Annotated in this window: 15 protein-coding genes and 1 pseudogene; 4 read left to right on the top strand and 12 right to left on the bottom strand. The window is 58.9% G+C overall.

Features of this window, described 5'->3' with window-relative positions; translation table 11 throughout:
• Position 1: 1 nt before the first annotated feature.
• The 4 genes from lpxK to E2H86_RS23955 are packed head-to-tail and all read right to left on the bottom strand — an operon-like array spanning position 2 to position 4,369.
• On the bottom strand, positions 2-1,015 hold the full coding sequence (gene lpxK / locus E2H86_RS23970; protein WP_133331995.1) for a tetraacyldisaccharide 4'-kinase: 1,014 nt from the start codon (positions 1,013-1,015) through the stop codon (positions 2-4).
• Positions 1,015-1,449, bottom strand: a complete 435-nt coding sequence (locus E2H86_RS23965; RefSeq protein WP_133331994.1) for an ExbD/TolR family protein — start codon at positions 1,447-1,449, stop codon at positions 1,015-1,017. Before E2H86_RS23965 ends, lpxK begins: the two co-directional genes overlap by 1 nt.
• Entirely contained in the window at positions 1,446-2,081 is a 636-nt protein-coding gene (locus E2H86_RS23960; protein WP_133331993.1) for a MotA/TolQ/ExbB proton channel family protein, read from the bottom strand. Before E2H86_RS23960 ends, E2H86_RS23965 begins: the two co-directional genes overlap by 4 nt.
• Before the next feature lie 53 nt (positions 2,082-2,134).
• Positions 2,135-4,369: a DNA internalization-related competence protein ComEC/Rec2 gene (locus E2H86_RS23955; RefSeq protein WP_133331992.1), complete on the bottom strand. Its 2,235-nt coding sequence runs from the start codon at positions 4,367-4,369 to the stop codon at positions 2,135-2,137.
• Between the two features lie 143 nt (positions 4,370-4,512).
• Here E2H86_RS23955 and E2H86_RS23950 point away from each other — a divergent pair.
• Positions 4,513-5,019, top strand: a pseudogene (locus E2H86_RS23950) (DUF2062 domain-containing protein); the annotation flags it as partial.
• A gap of 9 nt (positions 5,020-5,028) precedes the next feature.
• Here E2H86_RS23950 and E2H86_RS23945 read toward each other — a convergent pair.
• From E2H86_RS23945 to E2H86_RS23935, 3 genes are all read right to left on the bottom strand, one after another.
• Positions 5,029-5,808, bottom strand: a complete 780-nt coding sequence (locus tag E2H86_RS23945; RefSeq protein WP_133331990.1) for an ABC transporter permease — start codon at positions 5,806-5,808, stop codon at positions 5,029-5,031.
• Positions 5,805-6,737 carry an ABC transporter ATP-binding protein gene (locus E2H86_RS23940; protein WP_133331989.1) on the bottom strand — a complete coding sequence of 311 codons (933 nt, stop codon included), beginning with the start codon at positions 6,735-6,737 and terminating at the stop codon, positions 5,805-5,807. The genes E2H86_RS23945 and E2H86_RS23940 overlap by 4 nt, the downstream gene beginning before the upstream one ends.
• Before the next feature lie 144 nt (positions 6,738-6,881).
• Positions 6,882-7,502: a glutathione S-transferase gene (locus E2H86_RS23935; protein ID WP_133331988.1), complete on the bottom strand. Its 621-nt coding sequence runs from the start codon at positions 7,500-7,502 to the stop codon at positions 6,882-6,884.
• A gap of 264 nt (positions 7,503-7,766) precedes the next feature.
• Here E2H86_RS23935 and E2H86_RS23930 point away from each other — a divergent pair, with 264 nt between their 5' ends.
• A complete protein-coding gene (locus tag E2H86_RS23930; RefSeq protein ID WP_133331987.1) occupies positions 7,767-10,214 on the top strand; it encodes an acyl-CoA dehydrogenase in 2,448 nt (815 codons plus the stop codon).
• 51 nt (positions 10,215-10,265) lie between these two features.
• On the opposite strand, the gene E2H86_RS23925 is transcribed toward E2H86_RS23930, so the two are convergent.
• On the bottom strand, positions 10,266-11,744 hold the full coding sequence (locus E2H86_RS23925) for a hypothetical protein (RefSeq protein WP_133331986.1): 1,479 nt from the start codon (positions 11,742-11,744) through the stop codon (positions 10,266-10,268).
• A 296-nt stretch (positions 11,745-12,040) separates the two neighbouring features.
• Here E2H86_RS23925 and E2H86_RS23920 point away from each other — a divergent pair, with 296 nt between their 5' ends.
• Positions 12,041-12,577, top strand: a complete 537-nt coding sequence (locus tag E2H86_RS23920) for a fimbrial protein (protein WP_133331985.1) — start codon at positions 12,041-12,043, stop codon at positions 12,575-12,577.
• Between the two features lie 63 nt (positions 12,578-12,640).
• Entirely contained in the window at positions 12,641-13,363 is a 723-nt protein-coding gene (locus E2H86_RS23915; RefSeq protein WP_133331984.1) for a fimbrial biogenesis chaperone, read from the top strand.
• 10 nt (positions 13,364-13,373) lie between these two features.
• Here E2H86_RS23915 and E2H86_RS23910 read toward each other — a convergent pair whose 3' ends face one another.
• The 4 genes from E2H86_RS23910 to E2H86_RS23895 form a co-directional block, all read right to left on the bottom strand.
• On the bottom strand, positions 13,374-14,831 hold the full coding sequence (locus E2H86_RS23910; RefSeq protein ID WP_133331983.1) for a hypothetical protein: 1,458 nt from the start codon (positions 14,829-14,831) through the stop codon (positions 13,374-13,376).
• A 47-nt stretch (positions 14,832-14,878) separates the two neighbouring features.
• Positions 14,879-17,059, bottom strand: coding sequence for an autotransporter outer membrane beta-barrel domain-containing protein (locus tag E2H86_RS23905; RefSeq protein WP_133331982.1), 2,181 nt, complete (start codon positions 17,057-17,059; stop codon positions 14,879-14,881).
• Between the two features lie 167 nt (positions 17,060-17,226).
• Entirely contained in the window at positions 17,227-19,239 is a 2,013-nt protein-coding gene (locus E2H86_RS23900) for a hypothetical protein (protein WP_133331981.1), read from the bottom strand.
• Between the two features lie 317 nt (positions 19,240-19,556).
• Positions 19,557-22,391 carry a hypothetical protein gene (locus E2H86_RS23895; RefSeq protein WP_133331980.1) on the bottom strand — a complete coding sequence of 945 codons (2,835 nt, stop codon included), beginning with the start codon at positions 22,389-22,391 and terminating at the stop codon, positions 19,557-19,559.

The raw sequence follows: 22,391 nt of genomic DNA, 5'->3' as shown, positions 1-22,391 counted from the left end.
CTCAGGGCTGCGGCTGTCGATCGCGCAGCAGGCGCCGCAGCTGGTCGTCGAACCAGGCGGCGAAGGCCGGCGTCGGCTGCGCCTCGACGGCCAGATACCACCAGTCGTCGGCGGCGAAGTCACGGCATTTCACCGCGTCCTTCTCAGTCATGACCAGGGGCAATGGCGGACTGAATGCCAGGCTCTGGGCAGAAAACTGCGCGTGGTCGGCAAAAGGATGCGGTATCGGCTGCCAGTTTAGCGCCAGCAGGGTGTTGAAGAAACGTTGCGGGTTGCCGATGCCGGCCACGGCATGCAGGCGCTGGCCGGCGGGAAACAGATCGAGGTCGCGGCGTTCGCCGCTGCGCAGGTTGACCAGCGCCGTAGGCTGCAGGCAGAAACCGAAGCCATCGGCGCGGTCTTCGCTGGCACCGTTGAACAGCACCGCATCGGCGTCCTGCAAGCGCTCGGCCGGCTCACGCAGCGGGCCGGCCGGCAGGCAACGGCCGTTGCCCAGGCCACGGGCAGCATCGATCAGCACCAGCTCGAGGTCGCGGGCCAGGCGGTAATGCTGCATGCCGTCGTCACACAGGATCAAGTCCAGCGGCTCGCTGGCCAGCAATGCCTGCACGGCGCGGGAACGATCAGGGTCGATCATCAGAGGCACGCCGGTGCGCTGGACGATCAGCATGGGTTCGTCGCCGGCCTGTTCGGCGCCATGCTCGGGGCGAACGCGCCAGGGCAGTTGCGGCGGCTTGGCGCCGTAGCCGCGGCTGACCACGCCGACCTTGAGCCCCCGCTGGCGGCAATGCTCGATCAGCCAGAGGATCATCGGCGTCTTGCCAGTACCACCGACAGTGATGTTACCGACCACGACGACCGGCACCGGTGCCCGATAGCTGGCGCTTTCACCGCTGAGGAAACGCGCGCGCTTGCGCTCCACCACACGTCGGTATAGAGCCTCGAGCGGGCGCAGCATGGCCAGGGCCGGGTGCCCGGTGTACCAGGCCGCGAGCAGACGATCGGCGAACGCCATCAGGGAGTCCCCTGGGCCGCCTCGACGGTGGTCATGCGCAATTGGCTGAAGCCGAGCTTGCCGGCGGCATCCATTGCAGTGATCACGGCCTGGTGCGGCGTCTTGCCGTCGGCGCTGATGGCGAACGGCAGGGTATTGTCACCCCCGGACTCACGCTCGATCGCCTCGGTCAGGGTGGCGAGGTCGCTCTTGGGCAGCAGGTGGTTGTTCACCGAGTACACGCCGTCGGCGCTGATGGTGACTTCAACCAGCTTGTCCTGGTCGGCCGGTGGCCGTTCGGCGCTGGTCGCCTCGGGCAGTTCGACGCGCAGCTGGGTCTCGCGAGTGAACGTGGTGGTGACCACGAAGAACAGCAGCAAGACGAACACCACATCGATCAGCGACGCCAGATTGATGTCGACGTTCTCGCGCTGGCGATTGCGCCGGAACTTCACGCCTTGCCTCCGGCCACTTCGACTTCACGGTCGCCCTGCAACACCTCGACCAGCTTGATGGCCTCCTGCTCCATGCCCACCACCAATTCGTCGATGCGGCGCAGCAGGAAACGGTGGAAGAACACCGCCGGGATACCGACCATCAAACCGGCTGCGGTGGTGACCAGGGCCTTGGAAATACCGCCGGCGAGCACCGCGGCGTTGGCCGTCATTTGCGAGCCCATGAAGGCGCTGAAGATATCGATCATGCCCAGCACCGTACCCAGCAAGCCCAGCAAGGGGGCCATGGCGGCGATGGTGCCGAGGGTACTGATGTAGCGTTCGAGCTCATGGATCACGCGCGAGGCGGCTTCCTCGATGCATTCTTTCATAATGTCGCGGCCATGGCGCGAATTGGCGAGGCCCGCCGCGAGAATCTCCCCCAGCGGCGAGTCGGCGCGCAGGGCCTTGAGCTTGTCACTGGTGAGTTGCTTGTCCTTGATCCACATCCACACCTGGCCCAACAGGTGCGGCGGCGTGACGCGACTGGCGCGCAGGGTCCACAGACGCTCGACGACGATAGCCATGGCGACGATGGAGCTCAGAATGATCGGCAGCATCATCCAACCACCGGACTTGACCAATTCCCACACGGTAACGCCCCTCTGAAAAATGGTCGCCACTCTACCATACGCTGGCGGAGGGCTCATCTGCCGGAGGTCAGGGAAATAACCCGCCACCACCGCCGCTGCTCACGCACACCCTCAACCTCGCCCCTGCGCCCCAGCATCAGCCGCAACGCCCCATCCACCGCCGTATCGTGCACCGCCAACCCATGGCGCCGATAGCGCTCGAGGACCTGCCCATGGGGATGCCCGAAGCTATTGTTGCGCCCTCGCGAAATCAGCACGCCACGAGGCGCCGTGGCACGGATGAACGCTTCGGTCGACGAGCTGCGACTGCCGTGATGGGGCGATTGCAACCAGTCGACTGCCGGCTGGTCGGTCGCCGCCAGCCAGGCGCGCTCGGCCCCCGCCTCCATGTCGCCGGCCAACAGCAAGCGCTCGCCCCGGGCCTCGACCAGCAGCACGCAGGAGCGGTCGTTGCTGCTTTGCCCCTGTGCCCAACGCCATACCGAAAAACGCACCCCGTCCCACTCCCAGCTGTCGTCGTTATCGCATGCCTGGGCCTGCATCGCGTCCGGCAGCGCCTCGGCTTCGCCGGCCAACACCCGGGCGACCGGCAAGTCACGGTGAATGGCCGGCGCCCCGCCGGCGTGATCGGCATGGGCATGGCTGATCAGCATCACATCCAGCTGCCGAACGCCCAGCTTGCGCAAGGTCGGCAACACCACCCGCTCGCCCAGGTCGTGGTCGCCGAACGCCGGACCGGCGTCGTACAGCAAGCTATGGCTTCGAGTACGCAACAGTACCGCCAGCCCCTGACCGACATCGAGCTGCCAGACTTCCACATGCCCTGGAGGCACCTCGTCCCTGGGGACCCAAAGCGCCAACAGCATGACCGCACCCAAGCCACGCAGCGGCACGCCACGGGGCAGCAGCAGCACCAACGCGCCCAGGCACACCACGACCCAGGCCCAGAACGGCGGTGCCGGTGGCACCCAGGCCGGTTGCCACGCCGCCAGGTGGGAGAGCCCACGCAGCAATACTTCCAGCAAGCCGCCGGCCACCCACAACAACGACTCGCCAACACCACCGATCGGCAACAGTGCGGTCCCCAGCAATGCCAAAGGCAATACCGCCAGACTGATCCACGGCACGGCCACCAGGTTGGCCAGCGGCGCACTGAGACTGACCGGCAGTCCGGTCGCCAGCAATACCGGCAACAGGCCGATGGCGATCACCCATTGCGCCCGCGTCCAGGCCTGCCAGGGCCGCCAGCCGCCCAGGCGCGCGCCGAAGCTGTAGATCAGCACCGCAACGGCGGCGAACGACAACCAGAAGCCCGGCAGCAAGGCCGCCAAAGGCTCGACCATCAGGACCAGGGTCAGAGCAAGCAGCCACGGGAAGAAAGCGCCCAGGTGACGAAAGCGCAGGCGCCAGACCAGCACCACGGCCAGCATCAGGCAAGCGCGCTGCACCGGGACGCCCGCACCGGCCAGCCAGCCATACACCAGCGCCGCCGCCATCGCCAAGCTACAGGCCCAAGGCAACCACGGCCAGCGCTGCGGCCACACGCCGTAACGCGCCAGCCCGGCGACCAAGGCATACACCAGGCCGGCGACCAGGCCGATATGCTGTCCGGAAATCACCAGCAGATGCACTGTGCCGGTGGCTTGCAGTACTTGCCAATCCTGACGCGCCAAGCCCGAACCATCGCCCAGCACCAGCGCCGCCAGTACCGCTTCCCGGCCATGGGCGTCGAGCGCCAGCAGCCGCTCGCGCAAGGCGTGCCGCCATCCCGGCGTTGCGGCGTCGACCAACTCCCCGGCCTTGACCGTACCGGTAGCGCCGATCCGCCGCGCCAGCAATTGCGCCTGGCGATCCGGACCGTGGGGGTTGGACAACCCCGTCGGACGCTGCAAGGTCACCGCCAGCCGCCAACGTTCCCCGGTCTGCACGGCGGGCCCATCGAACCAGCTCACCTGGATACGCCCTGGCAATCGGGCACGGCGCGACTGTGGTTGCTCCAGTTCGAACCGCACGCCCTGCGCGGTACGACTGGGCAAGCCAACCACCCTGCCCTCCAGCCACAACGTGCGACCATCGAGCTGCGGCGCCAGACGATCGTCCAACGCCTGTTGCGCCGACCAGCAGGCCCAGCACAGCCCGAGCAGGAAACAGCCCAACGGCCACAGCCTGGTGAAGGCGCAGCCGATACCGCTCAGCAGCATCAGGCAAAGCCATCCGACCGATGGCAATTCCGGAAGCAGACCCAGGCCAAGCAGCCCGAGCGCAAGCGCAAACATCCCTGTGCGCATAGAGGTAGAGCTCCAGAAGCGAAATCACCCGATCATGCTAAGCGCAGATCGAGGTTGGGCTCTTTCAACAATTGTCACAAACTCTAAACGAGGGCGAGGCCCAACACAGGCATACTGCCAGGATCCACGCTCCGGGAGCCTACATGCCGCGCCGACTTTTCAAACGCTACATGCCGGATCCGACCAGCATTCGGGAACACAAATCCCTGCGCTTCTTCGGGCGGCTGCTGCATGATCCGAACCTGTGGCACCTGAACCGCCATTCGGTGGCCCGGGCCATGGGCGTAGGCCTGTTCGCCGCGCTGATCCCGATGCCGGCGCAGATGCTGCTGGCTGCCGCCCTGGCCATCCCGGTTCGCGGCAACCTGCCGATCGCCGTGAGCCTGGTGTGGCTGACCAATCCGCTGACCATGCCGCCGGTGTTCTTCGCCACCTACATGACCGGTGCCTGGCTGATGCAGGTGCCGCCTCGCACCTTGCCCGACGAGCTGACCTTCCAATGGATCAGCGACCAGCTGTCGACCCTGTGGCAACCGTTCCTGCTCGGTTCGGTGGTCTGCGGCGTGGTGCTGGGCATCCTCGGCTACTTCAGCACCATGCTCTACTGGCGTTGGTGGGTGGGCCGGCAGTGGCGTCGGCGCCAATGCCGGTGCAAGGTCTCAGGCGCGCATGCCGCGACCGCTGACCAACAGGCGGACGCACAGCAGATAGAGCACCGCGGTGGCCACCAGCATGAAGGTGATCGCCGTGCCGATGCTGATATCCGACACCCCTAGGATGCCGTAGCGGAACGAGTTGACCATGTGCAGCACCGGGTTGGCCAACGACACCGCCTGCCAGAACGGCGGCAACAGGTTGATCGAGTAGAACACCCCACCCAGGTAGGTCAGCGGCGTCAGGACGAAGGTCGGGATGATCGAGATATCGTCGAAATTACGCGCGAAGACCGCGTTGACGAAGCCAAGCAGCGAAAAGATGGTCGCCGTCAGCAGCACCACGATGACCGTGACGCCCAGGTGATGCACCTGCAGATGGGTGAAGAACAACGACAGGATCGTCACGATCACGCCCACCGCCAGACCCCGCAGCACGCCGCCCAGCACATAGCCGACGAGAATGGTGTGCGGCGACACCGGCGAAACCATCAGCTCTTCGATCGAACGCTGGAACTTGCTGCCGAAGAAGCTCGACACCACATTGCCGTAGGAGTTGGTGATCACCGACATCATGATCAGCCCAGGCACGATGTACTCCATGTAGGTGAAGCCACCCATGTCGCCGATCTGCCGACCGATCAGGTTACCGAAGATGACGAAGTACAGGACCATGGTGATCGCCGGGGGCAGCAAGGTCTGCGGCCAGATGCGCAGGAAGCGCCGCACTTCGCGGTAGACGATGGTGTTCAGGGCGACCCAGTTGGTGCGCAGCTCCACACTCATACCGCCACCTTCGACAGGTTTTTTTCCACCAGGGACACGAACAGCTCCTCGAGTCGGTTGGTCTTGTTGCGCAGGCTCTGCACCTCGATGTTCTGCAGTGCCAGTTGGCCGAACAGCGCGGTGATGCCGATTTCCTTGTCCACCTGCACTTCCAGGCTGTGCGGGTTGATCAACCGGCACGGGTAGCCCTGCAGCACAGGTGCGGCAGGCAGGTCGCGCTTGAGGTCGAGGACGAAGGTCTCGACGTGCAACTTGCCCAGCAACTGGCGCATGCTGGTGTTCTCGACGATGGTGCCGTGGTCGATGATGCCGATGTTGCGGCACAGCTGCTCGGCTTCCTCGAGGTAGTGGGTGGTGAGAATGATGGTGATGCCTTTCTGGTTGAGCTCGGTCAGGAAGCTCCACATCGAACGGCGCAGCTCGATGTCGACCCCAGCGGTCGGCTCGTCGAGGATCAGCAGGCGCGGCTCGTGGATCAGTGCGCGGGCGATCATCAGGCGCCGCTTCATGCCACCGGACAACGAGCGCGACGGCACGTCGCGCTTGTCCCACAGGCCGAGCTGGGTCAGGTACTGCTCGGCACGGGCCTTGGCGACTTTCGGCGGGATGCCATAGTAGCCGGCCTGGGTCACGACGATGTCGAAGCACTTCTCGAACTGGTTGAAGTTGAATTCCTGCGGCACCACGCCCAGGCAGCGCTTGAGCGCCGCCGGCTCGCGGTCGAGGTCATGGCCGAACACGTTGACCGTGCCGCTGGTCTTGTTGACCAGGGTCGAGAGGATGCCGATGGTGGTGGACTTGCCGGCGCCGTTGGGGCCGAGCAAGGCGAAGAAGTCACCTTCGGCGACGTCCAGGTCGATGCCCTTGAGGGCTTGGAAGCCGTTGCCGTAGGTCTTGGTCAGCTGTCGAATGGACAGTGCGGAACTCATAGCGGGTCACTTACCGAGGATAAAGGTGCAGGACACGCCAGATCAGGTCACTGGCGCAGTGAGTACGGCCATGGTGCAAGCCCTGGCCGCACAAGTACAGTCACGTCTATTGATAGTGACTATCGAAATAGCCAAGGTGTTCGATCAGGTCAACGCGGTCATCACCGCGGCCTGATAGGCCGGACGCGACTTGAGCCGCTCGTACCAGGCCTCCAGGTGATGCATCGCCGGACGCTCGATGGGCATCTCGAACCAGGCATAGATGAAGCTGCCCAATGGGATGTCGCCCATGCCGATCTGGTCACCTGAAAGGAACGGCTGCTTGGCCAGGGTTTCGTCGGCGATGGCCAACAGCTGGGCGCACTGTTTCTGCGCAGCGTTGATCGCCACCCAGTCGCGCTGGTCTTCGGGGGTGCGCAGCAGGCCCCAGAATAGCGGACGGAACGGCGTGGCGAAGGACGAGGTCCAGTCCATCCACTTGTCGGCCAGGGCGCGCTGGCGCGGGTCCTCGATGTACCAGCCCTGCTCCGCGCCATACTCGGCGCACAGATAGCGGACGATCGTATTGGACTCCCACAGGGTCAGATCGCCATCCTCGAGCATCGGCACCAGCCCATTGGGGTTGCGGGCCCGGTAGTGCGGTTCGTCGACCACGCCGAAGGCGCCACCGGCGTCGATCGACTCGAAATCCAGACCCAGTTCGTGGGCGATCCACAGTGCCTTGCGCACATTGCTCGAATTCTTACGGCCCCAGATCTTCAGCATGGCAACGTCCTTATAGGTGAGGAAGCGTGAGTCTACTCCAGACCTTTGGTGTCTGTACCGGCCTCTTCGCGGGACAAGCCCGCTCCTACAAGTACGGCGCCGTACCTGTGGGAGCGGGCTTGCCCGCGAAGAGGCCGGTCCAGACAAACAATGGACTGAAACTCCCACCGCCACACCCTGTCACTGTTCAGACCCTGCCGTTTACAGCACTGCGTCTAAGCTTTGTTAAACGGCTAATGCCCCTGGCTCCAAGGAGGAACGAATATGTTGCTGTTGTGGTTGGTGGTGCTGGTGATCGGTGCGGCGTACCTCACGCACCGGCGCCTGGCGCCCTTGCAGATACTCGGCATTCTTGCGGCCTACGTGCTGCTGATGGGCATCTTCAGCAGCGCCCCCGGCTGGTTGCTGACGTTGCTGTGGTTGGTGCTGGCCCTGAAAATCGCCCTGGTGGCCCTGCCGCAATGGCGGCAGAAGGTATTCACCGCCCCGGTGTTCAAATGGTTCCAGCGCACCCTGCCGCCAATGTCGCAGACCGAGCGCGAAGCCATCGATGCCGGCACCGTGTGGTGGGACGGCGAGCTGTTCAGCGGTCGCCCCGACTGGCGCGTGCTGCTCGACTACCCGGCGCCGAAACTCACCGATGAAGAACAAGCCTTCATCGACGGCCCCACCGAGGAACTGTGTGCCATGGTCAGCGACTGGCAGATCGGCCAAGACCTCGACCTGCCGCCAGAGGCGTGGGCGCATATCAAATCCAACGGTTTCTTCGCCCTGATCATTCCCAAGGAATATGGCGGCAAGGGCTTCAGTGCCTATGCTCACTCCCAGGTCGCGATGAAACTCGCCACCCGCAGCGGCGACCTCGCCTCCACGGTGATGGTGCCCAACTCCCTCGGTCCTGCCGAACTGCTGCTGCACTACGGCACCGACGAACAGCGCAACCACTACCTGCCGCGCCTGGCCAGCGGCGAGGACATCCCCTGCTTCGCCCTGACCGGCCCGCTGGCGGGCTCCGATGCTGGTGCCATGCCAGATACCGGGGTCATCTGCAAAGGCCAATGGAACGGCGAGGAAGTCATCGGCCTGCGCCTGAACTGGGAAAAACGCTATATCACCCTGGGCCCGGTGGCCACGCTGCTGGGCCTGGCTTTCAAGGCCTACGACCCTGACCACCTGCTGAGCGAACAGGAAGAACTGGGCATCAGCCTGGCGCTGATCCCCACCGACACCCCCGGCGTCGACATCGGCAAGCGCCACCTGCCCCTGGGCGCCGCCTTCATGAACGGCCCCAACAGCGGCAAGGACGTGTTCGTGCCGCTGGACTACCTGATCGGCGGCCAGGACATGCTCGGCAAGGGTTGGATGATGTTGATGAACTGCCTGTCGGTAGGCCGCTCCATCTCGCTGCCTGCCGTCGGCACGGGCGCTGCCAAGTACACCAGCCTGGTCACCGGCCAGTACGCCAACATCCGCGAGCAGTTCAACGTGCCACTGGCGGCGTTCGAAGGCATCCAGGAATCGTTGGCGCGCATCGGCGGCAATGCCTGGCTGATGGACAGCGCCCGCCTGCTGACCGCCAAGGCCGTGGACCTGGGCGAAAAGCCCTCGGTGCTATCGGCGATCCTCAAGTACCACCTCACCGAACGCGGCCGTGAGTGCATCCAGCACGCCATGGACGTGCACGGTGGCAAGGGCATCATCATGGGCCCGAACAACTACCTGGGGCGCAACTGGCAAGGGGCGCCGATCTTCATCACGGTCGAAGGCGCCAATATCCTTTCGCGCAACCTGATGATCTTCGGCCAAGGCGCCATCCGCTGCCACCCGTTCGTGCTCAAGGAGATGGCTCTGGCCGGGCGCCAGGACCACGACCAGGCGCTGCGCGAGTTCGATGACCTGCTGATGAAGCACATCATGTTCGCCGCCGGTAACGCGTCCAGCACCTTGGTCTACAACCTCGGCCTGGGCTTGCTGGAGAAGGTGCCCGGCGATGCCCTGAGCCAAGGCTACTTCCGCGCCCTCAACCGCCAGGCAGCGGCCTTCGCCCTGTTGGCGGACCTGTCGATGATGCTGCTCGGCGGTGCCCTCAAGCGCCGTGAGCGACTCAGTGCTCGCCTGGGGGATGTGCTCAGCTACCTTTACCTGTCCAGCGCCGCGCTCAAGCGTTATCACGACCTGGGATCGCCCGAACACATGCGGCCCTTGCTCCGTTGGGCGATGGAAGAAAGCCTGGGTCAGGCGGAAAAAGCACTGGATCGCTTGCTCGACAACTTCCCCAACCGCTTCGTCGGCTGCGCCCTGCGCGTGCTGGTGTTCCCCTTTGGCCGTCGCCATACCGGGCCAAGTGACGAACTGGATGCCGAGGTCGCGGCGCTGATCGGCCGTCACAAGGGCGACCCTGCGCTGGAAGAGTTGTTGGCCGGCTGCTTCAGGCCTCAGGCCGAAGGCGACCCGGTGGCGGCGCTGCAACGGGCGAACGATTTGCTGGACGCTACAGCGCCTCTACGCCACAAGGTACGAGAGGCGATCAAACGGGGCGACATAAGCCTAACTTCCGGCCAAAACTTGGTCGATATGGCAATCGAGGCGGGTACGGTGCTGCCAGAGGAAGGGCAGGCACTCCGAGAAGCGGAAAAAGTTCGCCGGCTCGTCATCGAAGTTGATGCTTTCGATAAGCAAAGCCTCATACGCGACCGGAACAAAATTCGCTAGCCCACACTCGATCAGCTGAAGGGCGACACGACTCCTGCACCGTTCGCCCTTTCACTCATCGAACAGCTCAACTACTTTCTCTGGGCTATAAAGGGGTACTGGAATGATTGTCAAAGCCCAATACAGCAATCTGCCTCCATTGTCTAGATCACGTGCCCAGACCGCTGAGTATGGCGAAGGATTATTGATAGCGGGACTGAATACACCCGTAGCAGACACTGTTCCGTTACCCGCCACTACGTGCCATTCAATATTCGCAGTATCCACTTCAACCTCCCGATTCGTATCCCAAGCCAGGTACCAGAGCGACAGTTTGACTTTATTGTTCGCCAAGATGGCTTTGAAGTAGTGTGTTTGCGGGGCATACATTGAAACGAAAGAAGTGGAAGCGGTACAACCAGTTACCGATGCGCTCACCGTATCAACGGTTGCTGGCTGTCTGTCCCCCACCCACTCGATCGCTGCATGTCGGGTTTTATTCAAGACAATTAACTCCATATCACATAAGGTTGGTGGCGGAACATAGAAATGCTTACCGCCCTCATGCACCAATGTCCCAAGGCCGCTCCCGCCCAACGACCAACTGACCTCGCTTTGCGCTGTCTCGATTGCGATTTCTGACCGCTGCCCTCCCGCACCCACCGTCCTGACCCAAGGCGAAAGGTGCAGGTCCGGTGGCTGGCTACGCTGCACAGAAGAAGAAGGCTCATTGCGGTAAACCCCAAAATAAGTAAATACATCCGGCCAATAGATACCGCCCTGAAAAGACAACGTTTTCTGCGGATCAACAAGCTGAGGTACCCAGTGAACATCAAAAGGGGTGCCGCCAGAAATTATTTCTGGATAGGCAATGGAATAAAGGATCAATTTATCCTCATTCTCAGATATCCGGGTCTTTACACCGAATCGTTGGTTGGGGGCAGAACCCCGAGCGTTAGCGCGGAGGGAATTCCACAACCAGAACCCTTTAGCGCCAAAAAAAACATACACATCATGCATGAGCGGATTGAGGGGTGGAAATACTCGATACAAGAATTTTCGCTCGACTGACTCGAAGTACCGTTTAAACAACGACATGTCAGCGTCAATTCCGGTATAAGCGTAATCAGCGCCGCCTGCCCATTCCAAGGACACCTCTCCTCGCGCAACAGTTCTATAATGCAACCTGCTGCTGAGCGTACGAAACGTAATCGTGAGTTTTGGCGGATCAAGAGGTGTTGTCTGGCTGACTTCACTTATATAACCTCCAGCCGCCCCAATCTCTCTTGTAAAGTGGGCTTTCAGGTCTCGCAACATCAGAAAACTGACCCGAGTAACCTCCGCGCCAAAGTCAAGCTGCGGGTATCCGAATGCTACCGACCTGACTTGCCTGCTGTGAGAATCAGTGAGTCTGTCTAGATAAATTGTATCCGCTATTTGCTGCGCTTTTTGCGTATAGGCTTCACGCCAGAGCTCGTTGACATATTCCAAATCAAGGTACAGCCACACCAATGCTGCTGCCTCTCTGTCCAACAGATTGATGGACTTCATTGTCGACTCCAAAGAAAAGACACTCTGGAAAAATTATGTCAAGCCAACCAATAGGTCACAACTGGTAAAAATCATAGGTACCTTCGAACGACGAGGCGAAATGCTGGAGCAGGCCACGTGCTGCCACTGAAAACCGGAATACTCAGGAAAATGGATTTTCCCGACCGTACCTAGGAAAAAGCCGATAGCTGGAAATAGCGCCTTCCGAATAATTTACCGCCGTGTTCAGCAAAGAGCCCCGCTAGGCTTAAGCACGAACATATTCAGCCACCTCATAAACCGTAATTGGATCGCTCATGAAACCTATCTTCGCACTCTTTGCATTGAGCTTGGCCAGCGGTTCGGCCATGGCCAACACTGGCATTATAAACTTTGAAGGAACTGTCACTGCCGGTGGCACCTGCCCAATCGATGTCGTAACTCCCGGCGGCCCATCGAAGAGTTTGATCTATCTTGGGGACTTTAAAGATAAAGATTTCACAACCGTCGGTCAAAAAACACCGATACAACGATTTGGGCTAAGGCACGATCCTTCCAAGTGCCCGGTAACCCCAGGCCAAAAAGCATTCGTGAAATTTTCTGCCAACTATGGAGCAGGTCCTTCTGACCTGTATCAACTGCAAAGTGGGGTCGGCTACAGCGAGGGCATGGCACTTGCCATTCTCGACAAAAGCAATAGCGTCCTGGCTCCCGACACGGAATCGGTTGGCTACGATCTGAGCGACAGACTCACCACGGACATGAACTTCACCACTTACCTACAAACGATTGATGCCACCGTGACGGAAGGTCAAATTGCAACCAGTGTCAATTTCACTGTAGACATTCGTTAAGTAACTCCAAATAGGCGCGCTTCAGCGTGCCTATTTGTCTACCAACCTGCGAGACAAATCACCATGCTGAACATCAAACTCCGGAACATGATCTTGTTGGCCTTGGCCGTTTGCTATGGAGCTCACGCACAAGGAGCATTGACCATCAGCTCTACCCGGATTGTACAATCCAGTGACAAGCAAAGCAGCACGGTGGTCGTTGCCAATCCAAGCGAGCAGATCTTTGCCGCTCAGGCCTGGGTCAATACCATTGAGGACGACTCCACTACCGCAGTCCCCCTGATCGCCTCGCCAGCGCTGTTTCGCCTTGACCCCGGCGGCGAACAGACGGTGCAAATCAATCGCCTTCCGAACGACCTCCCCGATGACCGGGAATCGCTGTTTTTCTTCAATGTGCAAGAGATTCCACAAGCTGCAGACGAGAAAAAAAACACGCTGACCATCGCCCTGCGCACACGCATCAAACTGTTCTACCGGCCCGCCGGCCTGCCCGGCAATACCCAGGAGAGCCTCAATACCCTTGAATGGACAATGGCTTCGATCGATGGCCAATCCCACTTGCAGGTAAATAACCCTTCACCCTACTACTTTACCTTCAGCAAACTGAAAATAGACTCCGGCGAAGACTCCACGCTCATTGATACGAAGGAAATGGTAGGGCCATTTAGCACCCAAGCCTATGCGATAAATGATGTCAAAATAGGGCCGAATCCAAGAGTGACTTTCACGACCATCAGTGACTTCGGTGGTACCACACCTGAACGAAGTGTTCCCCTGGCGCAATGACGGCCAGATCTCAGGCGCTCAATACGAGAGAGAGGGAAGGAAACGGCAACCATTCTTCGCCATCATCGAAACTCACACTGACATTGAGCGTGAATTGCTGATCAAGCCACAGGGTCGACAGGTAAGTCTTTTCCAGAATCACATCATTACGTTCACCAATGCCCTCCCGGAGTTCTTGCTCGATGACTGCATGCGCCGACAGCACGGTAAACGGCTCGGCATCGCGCCCCCCAGGAACTACCCCTGTCACCCAGATATTGACTAACTGACCAAGTGCAATATGGCGCCACTTACCTAATTTCACCGGAATCCTCGCCGGTGCGGTGGAAAGGCTCAATCCACCAGAGGATGCACCCTGTACCTGTACAACTGGCAACCCAGAACGTATGGGCCTCACTAGCACTTCGCTCGGCGCCGAGGAGTGGACGCGCCCCCCATCATCAATCTCGTAGCTGATTGGCGATGTACGACCACTCATGCCCACGACATTACGAAGTGGAACCTCAAAGCACCGATTCGATCCAGGATCGGATTGGCTGCTGCAGAAGTAGCCATAGTCATCCGACTCGCCCCAGAAGAGGGTGACTGTCTCGCCAGGATAGACCACCGCCTCTTCCGGTATCGTTATTACTAAAGGCGGAATAAACTTGTCGAGATCGAGCGTGAAGCTAGGTGCGGATCCGGAGGCTTGAGAAACTTCGACAGGCGGCAACATCCTGGTCGTGGCAGCACTCACTTCCAGTATTAACGGAGTTGACGTATTGCTGATATTTCCTGCACGGTCCTGGATTGCATAGTAAAGATAACGACGACCATCACCACGCTGGATGATCAACTCACTCGGATAATCAATGAAATAAGGGCCGCCAATTTCCTCTGCTGCCAATTGGCGCTCGAACGCCTTTTCCTCGGCATATGGCTCGGTATCCCAGTAAGCAATCAACGTATCACCAGGTCTCGGTGAGCCATACAGAGGCACTTCGGTTCGCAAACGATCACCATGATTTTCCAGATAGCGTTCTGTAAGCCCATCCCTCTCGACTTCTTCGGCATCCTCGACAAGGGTGAGTTTGCCATGGCCCGAGCCCAATACTGGCGGAGTTGTATCAATGATCAGTGGAAGCACCTCGGATATGCTCCTGTCACCTTCGAAATTCAGGACTTCGTAGTGCAACCGATGTTCGCCTTCTGTTAAACATGCCTGCCGAACATGCATTTCTATTTCAGCCGGGGGTTCGTCCTCCCACACCAAGCTTTCAATGATCGCATCATTCCACTTCAGTTCAAGTGTTTCTGGCTCCTCCGGCGTCGGGTGGGAAACTGGCCACTTGGGAACGATGACCGTCAAAGGATTTTCAAGCGCAGCCCTCGGTAGCAGGTTGTTCTCCCCGCCGGGAATGTCGGGTAATAGATCAGGCACCTGGGCGACCGCCAGAAGCGCGGTGTCCTTATCATCTCCACTGTTCATCATCGTCACTCCTCAGGAAAGGGAAGGCGACGCCTCCCCGGTCCGGATCACCAGCTATAGCGCAAACCTACATTCACGCCCCAAGGCTGATCTATCTGCTCACCGCGACTGTGCTCCACATCGGCATGCAGCTGTAACCGCTCCATCAGCGAAACCGCTACGCCGGCGCCCAACTCCAGACGCGACCCGGAAAGATCGTTACTGAAACGGTGATTGTTGACCTTTACATCGTTGTTATTGATGAACTCATGCGTATAGGCCGCACGCACATATGGCTGCACCACACGACCCTCACTGAATTCAAAGTTTCGCCCGGCCGTTGCACCTGCTTTACCAAGCACCGAGCGCACCGCCTCGCCGCTGGCCTGCAGATCGTTGTCCAGACGATAGTCTTTGCCATCAATGTAGGCGGCGGACCACTGGGTGAAGGGCTCGATGAAATAACCGTCCGCGAGCTCAAGATGACGACCAACTTCGACAGACGCGCCGACACCGTTGTTGTCATAACTACCCTTGGCCCGCTTACCATCGCTGAGTGCAACTTTGGATTCATTATTGAAGCGGTTGAACTTCACGACGCCATCGAAGTAGTAGCCGCTCTGCGGATCGATCCAGGTGGTGTACAAGCCGAGGTAATAGCTATCGATCTCGCCTTGGCTGCCTGCCGACAGGTCCAGATCCGAGCGACTGTGCCCTGCGAGCACCCCCAGCAGCCAATGCCCGTCGCCCACTGGAAGCGGGGCATCGGCACCGATGGAAAAACCATGCTGGGTTTGCCGATAGGCGACACCCGAGCTGGCTGCCACGTCATACTTGTTGCCATAGCTGCGCATCCAGGCGCCTGCCTTGCCATCGTCCAGCCGCAACTCACCCATACGGCTGCGCAAAGAAGTCAGTTCGCCATACCAGACGGTGGGCGCGGTATTGAACATCGCCAGCACCGTGCGAGTGCCAGGACTGATGATCTTGCTCGACCCATCGAGGTACCAGTCATCTCCACGCTTGACCAATTCGTAGGAAAATGCCCCGAGATCCACCGGCCCGTTGACCAACGAGAATGAAGCATCCCCTCCCCCGGTATGAACCACTCGAAGTGAGTTCTCTCGGTCCGGCTCATCTCCGCTGCTGCCAACCAGCAACCCATGATTCCCGCTAGCGTCACCACTGACATCCAGAAAGTCGGTCAACTCCTGCGAAAAATCGGCATCCATCATGAATGTACCGTTGCCAGACAGGGTGTTCAGGGACAGACGGTGGTAGGCATCGGCAGCGCCGAACTGCACCGTACCGCCGTCCAGTCGTAAATCGCCAACAGTGGCATCGTCTACCATCACCCATCGCGCCCCGCTTTCGACCGAAAGCTGCGCAACGTTTTCGAGTTGCCCCGTCAGCGTGGCCTGGTTGGCCAATGCCACCGACGCTGACGAGCCCTCCTCGACCCAGACATTGCCGTTGAGCTGAGCGTTGTCGACGCTGAACTCGGCCTGGGAATCGTTGCGCACTTCCAGCAGATTGCCATTACTGGCGTCAAGGCTCGTGCCATTGCGGACATCGATCCGTGCCGAGGCTGCCCCCAGTCGCCCACCGGCAACAACGATTGCTGCACCATCCTGGCCAACAACATGCGTCGCGTCCAAGTCGATTTGCGCCTGCCCGGCGCGGCCGTCGGCATTGACCAGGATACCTTCCTGCGCCCCGGTTATCTGGCTACCCTGGGTTTGCAGTGAACCATTGAACATGCGCACCCCGGCACTGCCGGCGCCTGTACTCAACAGCACGGATCCGGTCAGATGCAGCTCGGAATCAGTGGCTATCAAGGCTGCTCCTTCTGCACCGATAACGGTACTGGACGAAACCTCGATCACAGAGCCACTGTCGCCAGTACGCGCAGCGACAACGCCGAGCCTATCGCTGCTGACATAGCTCCCGACGATGCTCGCAGTGGTCCCCCCTTCTGCCAGCACGGCATCGTCGGTTGCAACGATAGTGGTGGCATCCGCTTCCAGGCGCGCGCCCTCCCGCAAATTGATCTGCCCGGTACTGGCCCCCCTGGCAGTCAACGTAGCACCGCGCGTCACCTGATACTCTTTGACAGGTACGGTGAAATCAATGGTTTTGTCCTCATTGACAAGTTCCAGTGCCACAACGCCCGAGGCATTGAATACAGCGACAGGCATAATAATGGCCAAACTTGCTGTCGACCTGGTTAGCAGCCAATGTTTTTTCATCACTAGGTTCTCATGTAGAGCCGGAACTGGAGACACCGTTAACAGCGTCGGTAAATGCCGCCCAACCTACAGGAATCACAGTAAAATAATGTAGGAAAATACCTACGACAACAGCAGGAAAACCTGAACCTTACGGGCGCTCGCTTGTATCTGCTACTCCAAAAGTTTCAGGGATTATTAGGGTCGCATTCACCAGAAGGAGGAAGGAACGCCAGCCGGACCTGAGCCTCCTCAGACAGCAACTGTTTGTCTGCAAGCAAGGTATACGTTACTCGTGCACGGGATTGAGAGAAGTTAGAATCATGTGGGTCGGGGATGATGCCCGGCTCGACATTCGTCGCAAACGGTACGCGCCAGATAAATCCTGTCAATGGATGATCCGCATCGATGGGTAGAGTCACTTCGAGTGTTACCTTGTCGAATGGATCGGTCCCCTGTGCGTCATCGCGCCCCAGCATTACCCACCACTTCATCTTCACTTCAGTGAACTCGCCATATTCGGCGTACTCGGTCAGATCAGGAACTTGAACTTCAACTGCCGGACCGTCGACATGTGGAAGACTGGCAGCAATAGTGGCGCAACTGACCCGCCCGTTACTGTTGAGATGCAAATAGGTTGCGGCAATGGGGGTAATGGTGATGGCATCGACATCGACATCGGTAACGCGCGAATCCGAAGGATTATGCACACCAGGCCGCGTAACTTGATAGTAAACGGGTATGGCATCTCCGTTTCCGCCTGCCCTGATGACATCCCATGACACTTCAACAATCACCTCGTCTCCGGAGCCTTTAGCAGCCGGGACAACGTACGAAGCCGCTTTACTATTATTCCAATAAAAATCAAGCTGATCATTTTCCTCTACGAAGTCGTAGAGTATTACCTTTAGATCCGCTGCCTTTCCGGCATCATCACCGTTCAGCTCGTTGTCATTGCTGCTACCGCCACGGCCTTTCACCGTCACTGGATGGAGCTTTTTATTGATGGGATTGGGCCACTCTGGATCCGGGCCAGCAGGGTCAATTATCTCGAGGTTGACGTTAATTGTGGTTTTTTCCCCGCCTAGGGGATGGGTACCCCGTAAAATCGTATAACTGACCTCGGTAGAAATCGCTCCAGTACTTTCGCCATAGTGCTGCAGCAGTACGGCATTGGGCACCCTGACTTGTACATTATCCCCTGGCGAGGACCCCACTACTTCCGCATCCAATGGTATGCCTCCCCATATCACTTGCACGAAGTCTTCGGCTTTGGCGTGCTCGGGAACCGGCACCCATACCTCCACCCCCAGTGAGGCATCCGCCTGGTCGATTAGGAAACTGTCCATTGCCGTTGCCAAAGGCACCGTCGGCGGTGCGAAGGTATCGGGAAGGTCACCGAGTGCCACAGCCACAGGCAAGTGCTGGGAAATCCGGCTTACGTTTCCGGCCTTGTCCCTCAGTACGTAAACCGCATAAACTCCACCATCGCCCACCTTACGCACCTCATCGCCTGCGACCTCCAGGCTCTGCTTGCCCCCTGTAGTAGGCGCAATGCGCACTGGTACGAGCTTTTGTATATCGTCCGGTACCTCTTTCAGCCAGTAAACGGCGACATGATCACCCAACGCTCCATCCGCATAGGCTGGTAAATCCAAAATTACCTTGTCACCTTCACTACTGAGTCTGTCATCCGTTACCGCCGGAATGGATGGGAACGGTTTGGGGTAAGCGGTGCCGTATGGCGCCTGCCTGTCGAAAATGAGGGGGCATGGAGGCGACGTAGAGACGTCTCCTTCATCGCTCCGGATCCAGGTTCGAAAAATATGCGGACCATCCCCATTTAGTAACGGATTGGACAGATCCAATTTCACGGGATAGGGATTTGGATATTTGTCAGGATTATCAAAATAATTTACCTCTTCGTCATAAACTGATAGCCAATCGAGACCATCATACGAGAGCTCGATCTTCAGTCTGTCTAAATCGGAGAACAGCCAGTGCGGAACGTTGAGCGTGACGCCCTTCGTAGGATCCAGCAGATACTCGCTCTTAAGTGTTCCATCCGAATCATCTGCCAGCATGTCGGGATCAAGTATCAAAGGGCGAAGATCTGCAAACTTTCGCTGCGCAGCTTTCGCGCCCAAGTAGTCCTGTCGGACTTGACGTGATAGCAATCGAGCATTCGTTGAATCGTTCATCGCTTTACCCCTTATGTGGAAGCGTTAGGAAGACAGGACAGTGCCCGTTGAACTCATTAAACGAGCCTCAGCACAACGTCACAACTGGCATTTTTATCAGGTTCATCTGATTGCGAGCTTCAGCCAGCGGCCAGCTGGCAAGCGAGCCATTGCGGCTCGCTTGCACATCCGTGCGGTTTAATTAGCAGACGTCACGTAGGCCCCTGTCGATCAATCGCATGGATATATGCCGACTGCAAACACCGCTTACTACTCCAATGCAGTGGCGTCTGGCCGCAACGCCGAGTTTTGCCCTGTGAGGTCGTCGCCAGGCAACTTCACTGAAGACCCAGGTGCAAGATATTACGGCCGTCCTCCCCCCCGCCAAAAGTCACTCTGAGAGGGTGTTTCGTGCCAAAGTTATCAATCAATGTGAATTCCATGGCTTGATCCAAGATCGCCCGGTGATTCTCGACGCTGCCACTATCCTGCCAATAATTCATGGTCGATACGCGATCCAATGTCACCAGCAACTGACCAGTGGCGACCGCCTCCTGCCCCTTGAAGCCATAATCCAACTCTCCGAAATTGACCTTCTCTTCGATCGTAAGCATTTGCAGCGCACCTTCGTACTCCACGCCTTTAGGCGCAGCTGGCATATCACTATTGCGCCTTGGGGTGAAAGCGTACCCTGTATAGCTGCAAAATGTTTCGTCCTCTTGCTCACTTTCCCATTTTATCATCGAGCACGTATTGAAAATGACGTGTACAAACTGGAAATAGGCACTCCTCAATACATAATAGTCCGTCGTGTAATGCCAGTAATTAAACCGGTCCTCACCCACATTCGAACCGTTCTTCTCCTCCACCCGCTTTCCAGAACCTTGCTCCCCCCAGAAATAGTTTGCAAGGTCAGGTAAAGGCAGTTCCTTTCCCTCGACCTGCACTTCGCCAGCCTCCTCGTCCAGGTCGCTCGACGTTCGCCAGCCATTGTAATGATCCTGAAATTTGGCACGAATGTTCAGAACTTCTGCTTCAAGGGTCTGGACATAAAGCGTCAGGTTACGCTTACCGTTTCCATCCGCATGCGGTACTGCCTCGTCTGCGACGGCGCTTGGGTAATAGTCGAATCGATTACGCCTTCGGCTCACAGCCCATTTGGCAGCAGCCGGGGTAGGCATGATTTCATCGACGATGTAGGGAAGCTCCACGCCGCTCCGGTCTATCAACTTGAGCGTAGAAAGCTCCAAGTCACTGATTGGATCGAACACGTCCTCCCCATTGCTATCGGGGAAGCTCTGTGTGGCGATTTCGATATCGATGCCGATTTGTTGCGCCCCATTGCAAAATGCGACGTTGCGGGCAGCGTTATTGAGTTTGACTGTAAAGCTGACAAGTTCTTTCCATCGTTCCTCAGAAACCGCGCTACGCTGGGGCGCGGCCTGCTGGTGCTGCACAACCGCCAGTCCTGCATGCCGCCCCGAAACACCGACCACGACACTGACTTCTCCTGAATACGTGTCGGGTGCGGTATAAACCCCTGTGTCCTCGTCAATCTCACCTGGGCCGAAAAGCAGCCATTTTTCGGCATCTCCATCGAGCAGGGAAAAGCGCTCGCTACCCGAGGCAGGTATATTCGGAACATGGTAGGGCTCTACATCCAACACAGCTGGAGAGCCCAGGATCACTACTGTCGCATGGCCTGCCGACTCTCCATCGCTGACCTTGATACGTTGCAGCAGTAAATTCTGGTCGCCGGAAGGCTCATTGGGAGTAAATACGGCATGACGGCTGTCCTCCTGATCTTCTAGTAACGTTCCGTACGCTTCGCCTTCCAGTGTCCATTTGAGATCCGTATCACCCGAGGCAACCAAAGGAACTGGGTCGAGCTCCGGCGACCAAATGACTACCCGCGGAGAAATTGCCAGGGGCTCAGCTGTTTCTACCAACAGGGCAGCGCGGACGCTTTGCTCTTCGTCCTGGTCAGACCTTGCCGTCACCGCAACGATCTGCTGGTCGGTCGCCAGACGCTCCAAGGGAGTCGCACTGTACGTCCCATTGCTCATTTGCCCCGACGCACGGGGATGCACTATATTGCGCGCCTGCCAGCCGATCAGCCGTTGGCCTTCGGCATCGAGCTGCATAGTCTGCCCTACTCCGATACGAGCGAGCGCAGGATTGAGCACGGTCTGCCGCGGGCTAGCCGCAATGGTACCGAGCAACACTCTATGGTGGGGTTTGCTCTCTTCTCTCCATTCGAATCGATAGTTTCCCGCCATGATCACTTGCTCCGCCATAGCACGGGCCAGCGTCGACTCGCCCTCCACTGACTCCAGATCCAAGGGATCGCGTCGACGTCCGAGCAGCAGTGCGGTGTCAGGCTCTGTATCGGCGTCCTCGGAGGCTGCAAATGGCCAAGGCCAGCCATTGCCCGCCAAACCAGGCCGGCCAGTGCCCTTTAAATGCAGCGCGAGTAACAGGGCACCATCGCCCTCGTCGGAGCTGGCCTGGCCGGGATCCTCAGGCGCGGCCAGGGTGAAAGCCCCCGCACCTAGCACCGAAATGGCGTTGTAGACAAGGCGATTATCCAAGGTAATGAAGGAAAACACCTGCGAAAAAAGCCGCTGCGTGCGGACTTGCTCGAAGATGAAATCCCCCATCTTGCCAGCAGCCGCATCGCTCACTCCCAAGCTACACCGCATGGCGGTAGCGGTGCCCCAATCAATGGCGAGCTCAGGCAGTCCGTCAGTGCCGCTCACTACAACCAATTGAGCTCGCATCCGCAGCGTGTGCCCCATGCCCAGCTGCAGTGTATGGCTGCGACGGAGCCGCTTTGGTGAGCCAGGTTGCAACACGGTCGAAACGCAGCGGCCCGCGATCAGTTCCATGGCAACCGTGACCGTGCCGGTACGACCGCTTGCTTCTTCGAACGATAACTGGGGAGGTCCGAGCATCAAATCCTCAAACACGAATTGTTCGGTGCGGCCTGCATCAACGTAGCCTGTACCAGTGATCGGCCAGAGTATGTCGTCATCCTGAAATGCCTGGACGTAGCGGGCGCGCAACAAAGCGTTAGCGGGTCCGCGGCGCAGCATGAGGACACCGCCCCAGCCATTGATCATATCGTCCTCGGTCGACTCAGCGATCCGCTGTTCAATGATATTGGTAACCAT

The organism is Pseudomonas putida, assembly GCF_004357765.1.
In the GTDB taxonomy this organism is placed as follows: Bacteria; Pseudomonadota; Gammaproteobacteria; order Pseudomonadales; family Pseudomonadaceae; genus Aquipseudomonas; species Aquipseudomonas putida_U.
The sequence above is the reverse complement of the archived record's forward strand: the minus strand, read 5'-3'. Positions and strand labels throughout refer to the sequence as shown.

What these genes read in the sequence shown, in the direction of transcription:
- lpxK (WP_133331995.1), bottom strand. Translation starts at nt 1,015, where the DNA reads ATGGCGTTCGCCGATCGTCTGCTCGCGGCCTGGTACACCGGGCACCCG.
- E2H86_RS23955 (WP_133331992.1), bottom strand. Translation starts at nt 4,369, where the DNA reads ATGCGCACAGGGATGTTTGCGCTTGCGCTCGGGCTGCTTGGCCTGGGT.
- E2H86_RS23945 (WP_133331990.1), bottom strand. Translation starts at nt 5,808, where the DNA reads ATGAGTGTGGAGCTGCGCACCAACTGGGTCGCCCTGAACACCATCGTC.
- E2H86_RS23940 (WP_133331989.1), bottom strand. Translation starts at nt 6,737, where the DNA reads ATGAGTTCCGCACTGTCCATTCGACAGCTGACCAAGACCTACGGCAAC.
- E2H86_RS23935 (WP_133331988.1), bottom strand. Translation starts at nt 7,502, where the DNA reads ATGCTGAAGATCTGGGGCCGTAAGAATTCGAGCAATGTGCGCAAGGCA.
- E2H86_RS23930 (WP_133331987.1), top strand. Translation starts at nt 7,767, where the DNA reads ATGTTGCTGTTGTGGTTGGTGGTGCTGGTGATCGGTGCGGCGTACCTC.
- E2H86_RS23925 (WP_133331986.1), bottom strand. Translation starts at nt 11,744, where the DNA reads ATGAAGTCCATCAATCTGTTGGACAGAGAGGCAGCAGCATTGGTGTGG.
- E2H86_RS23920 (WP_133331985.1), top strand. Translation starts at nt 12,041, where the DNA reads ATGAAACCTATCTTCGCACTCTTTGCATTGAGCTTGGCCAGCGGTTCG.
- E2H86_RS23915 (WP_133331984.1), top strand. Translation starts at nt 12,641, where the DNA reads ATGCTGAACATCAAACTCCGGAACATGATCTTGTTGGCCTTGGCCGTT.
- E2H86_RS23910 (WP_133331983.1), bottom strand. Translation starts at nt 14,831, where the DNA reads ATGAACAGTGGAGATGATAAGGACACCGCGCTTCTGGCGGTCGCCCAG.
- E2H86_RS23905 (WP_133331982.1), bottom strand. Translation starts at nt 17,059, where the DNA reads ATGAAAAAACATTGGCTGCTAACCAGGTCGACAGCAAGTTTGGCCATT.
- E2H86_RS23900 (WP_133331981.1), bottom strand. Translation starts at nt 19,239, where the DNA reads ATGAACGATTCAACGAATGCTCGATTGCTATCACGTCAAGTCCGACAG.
- E2H86_RS23895 (WP_133331980.1), bottom strand. Translation starts at nt 22,391, where the DNA reads ATGGTTACCAATATCATTGAACAGCGGATCGCTGAGTCGACCGAGGAC.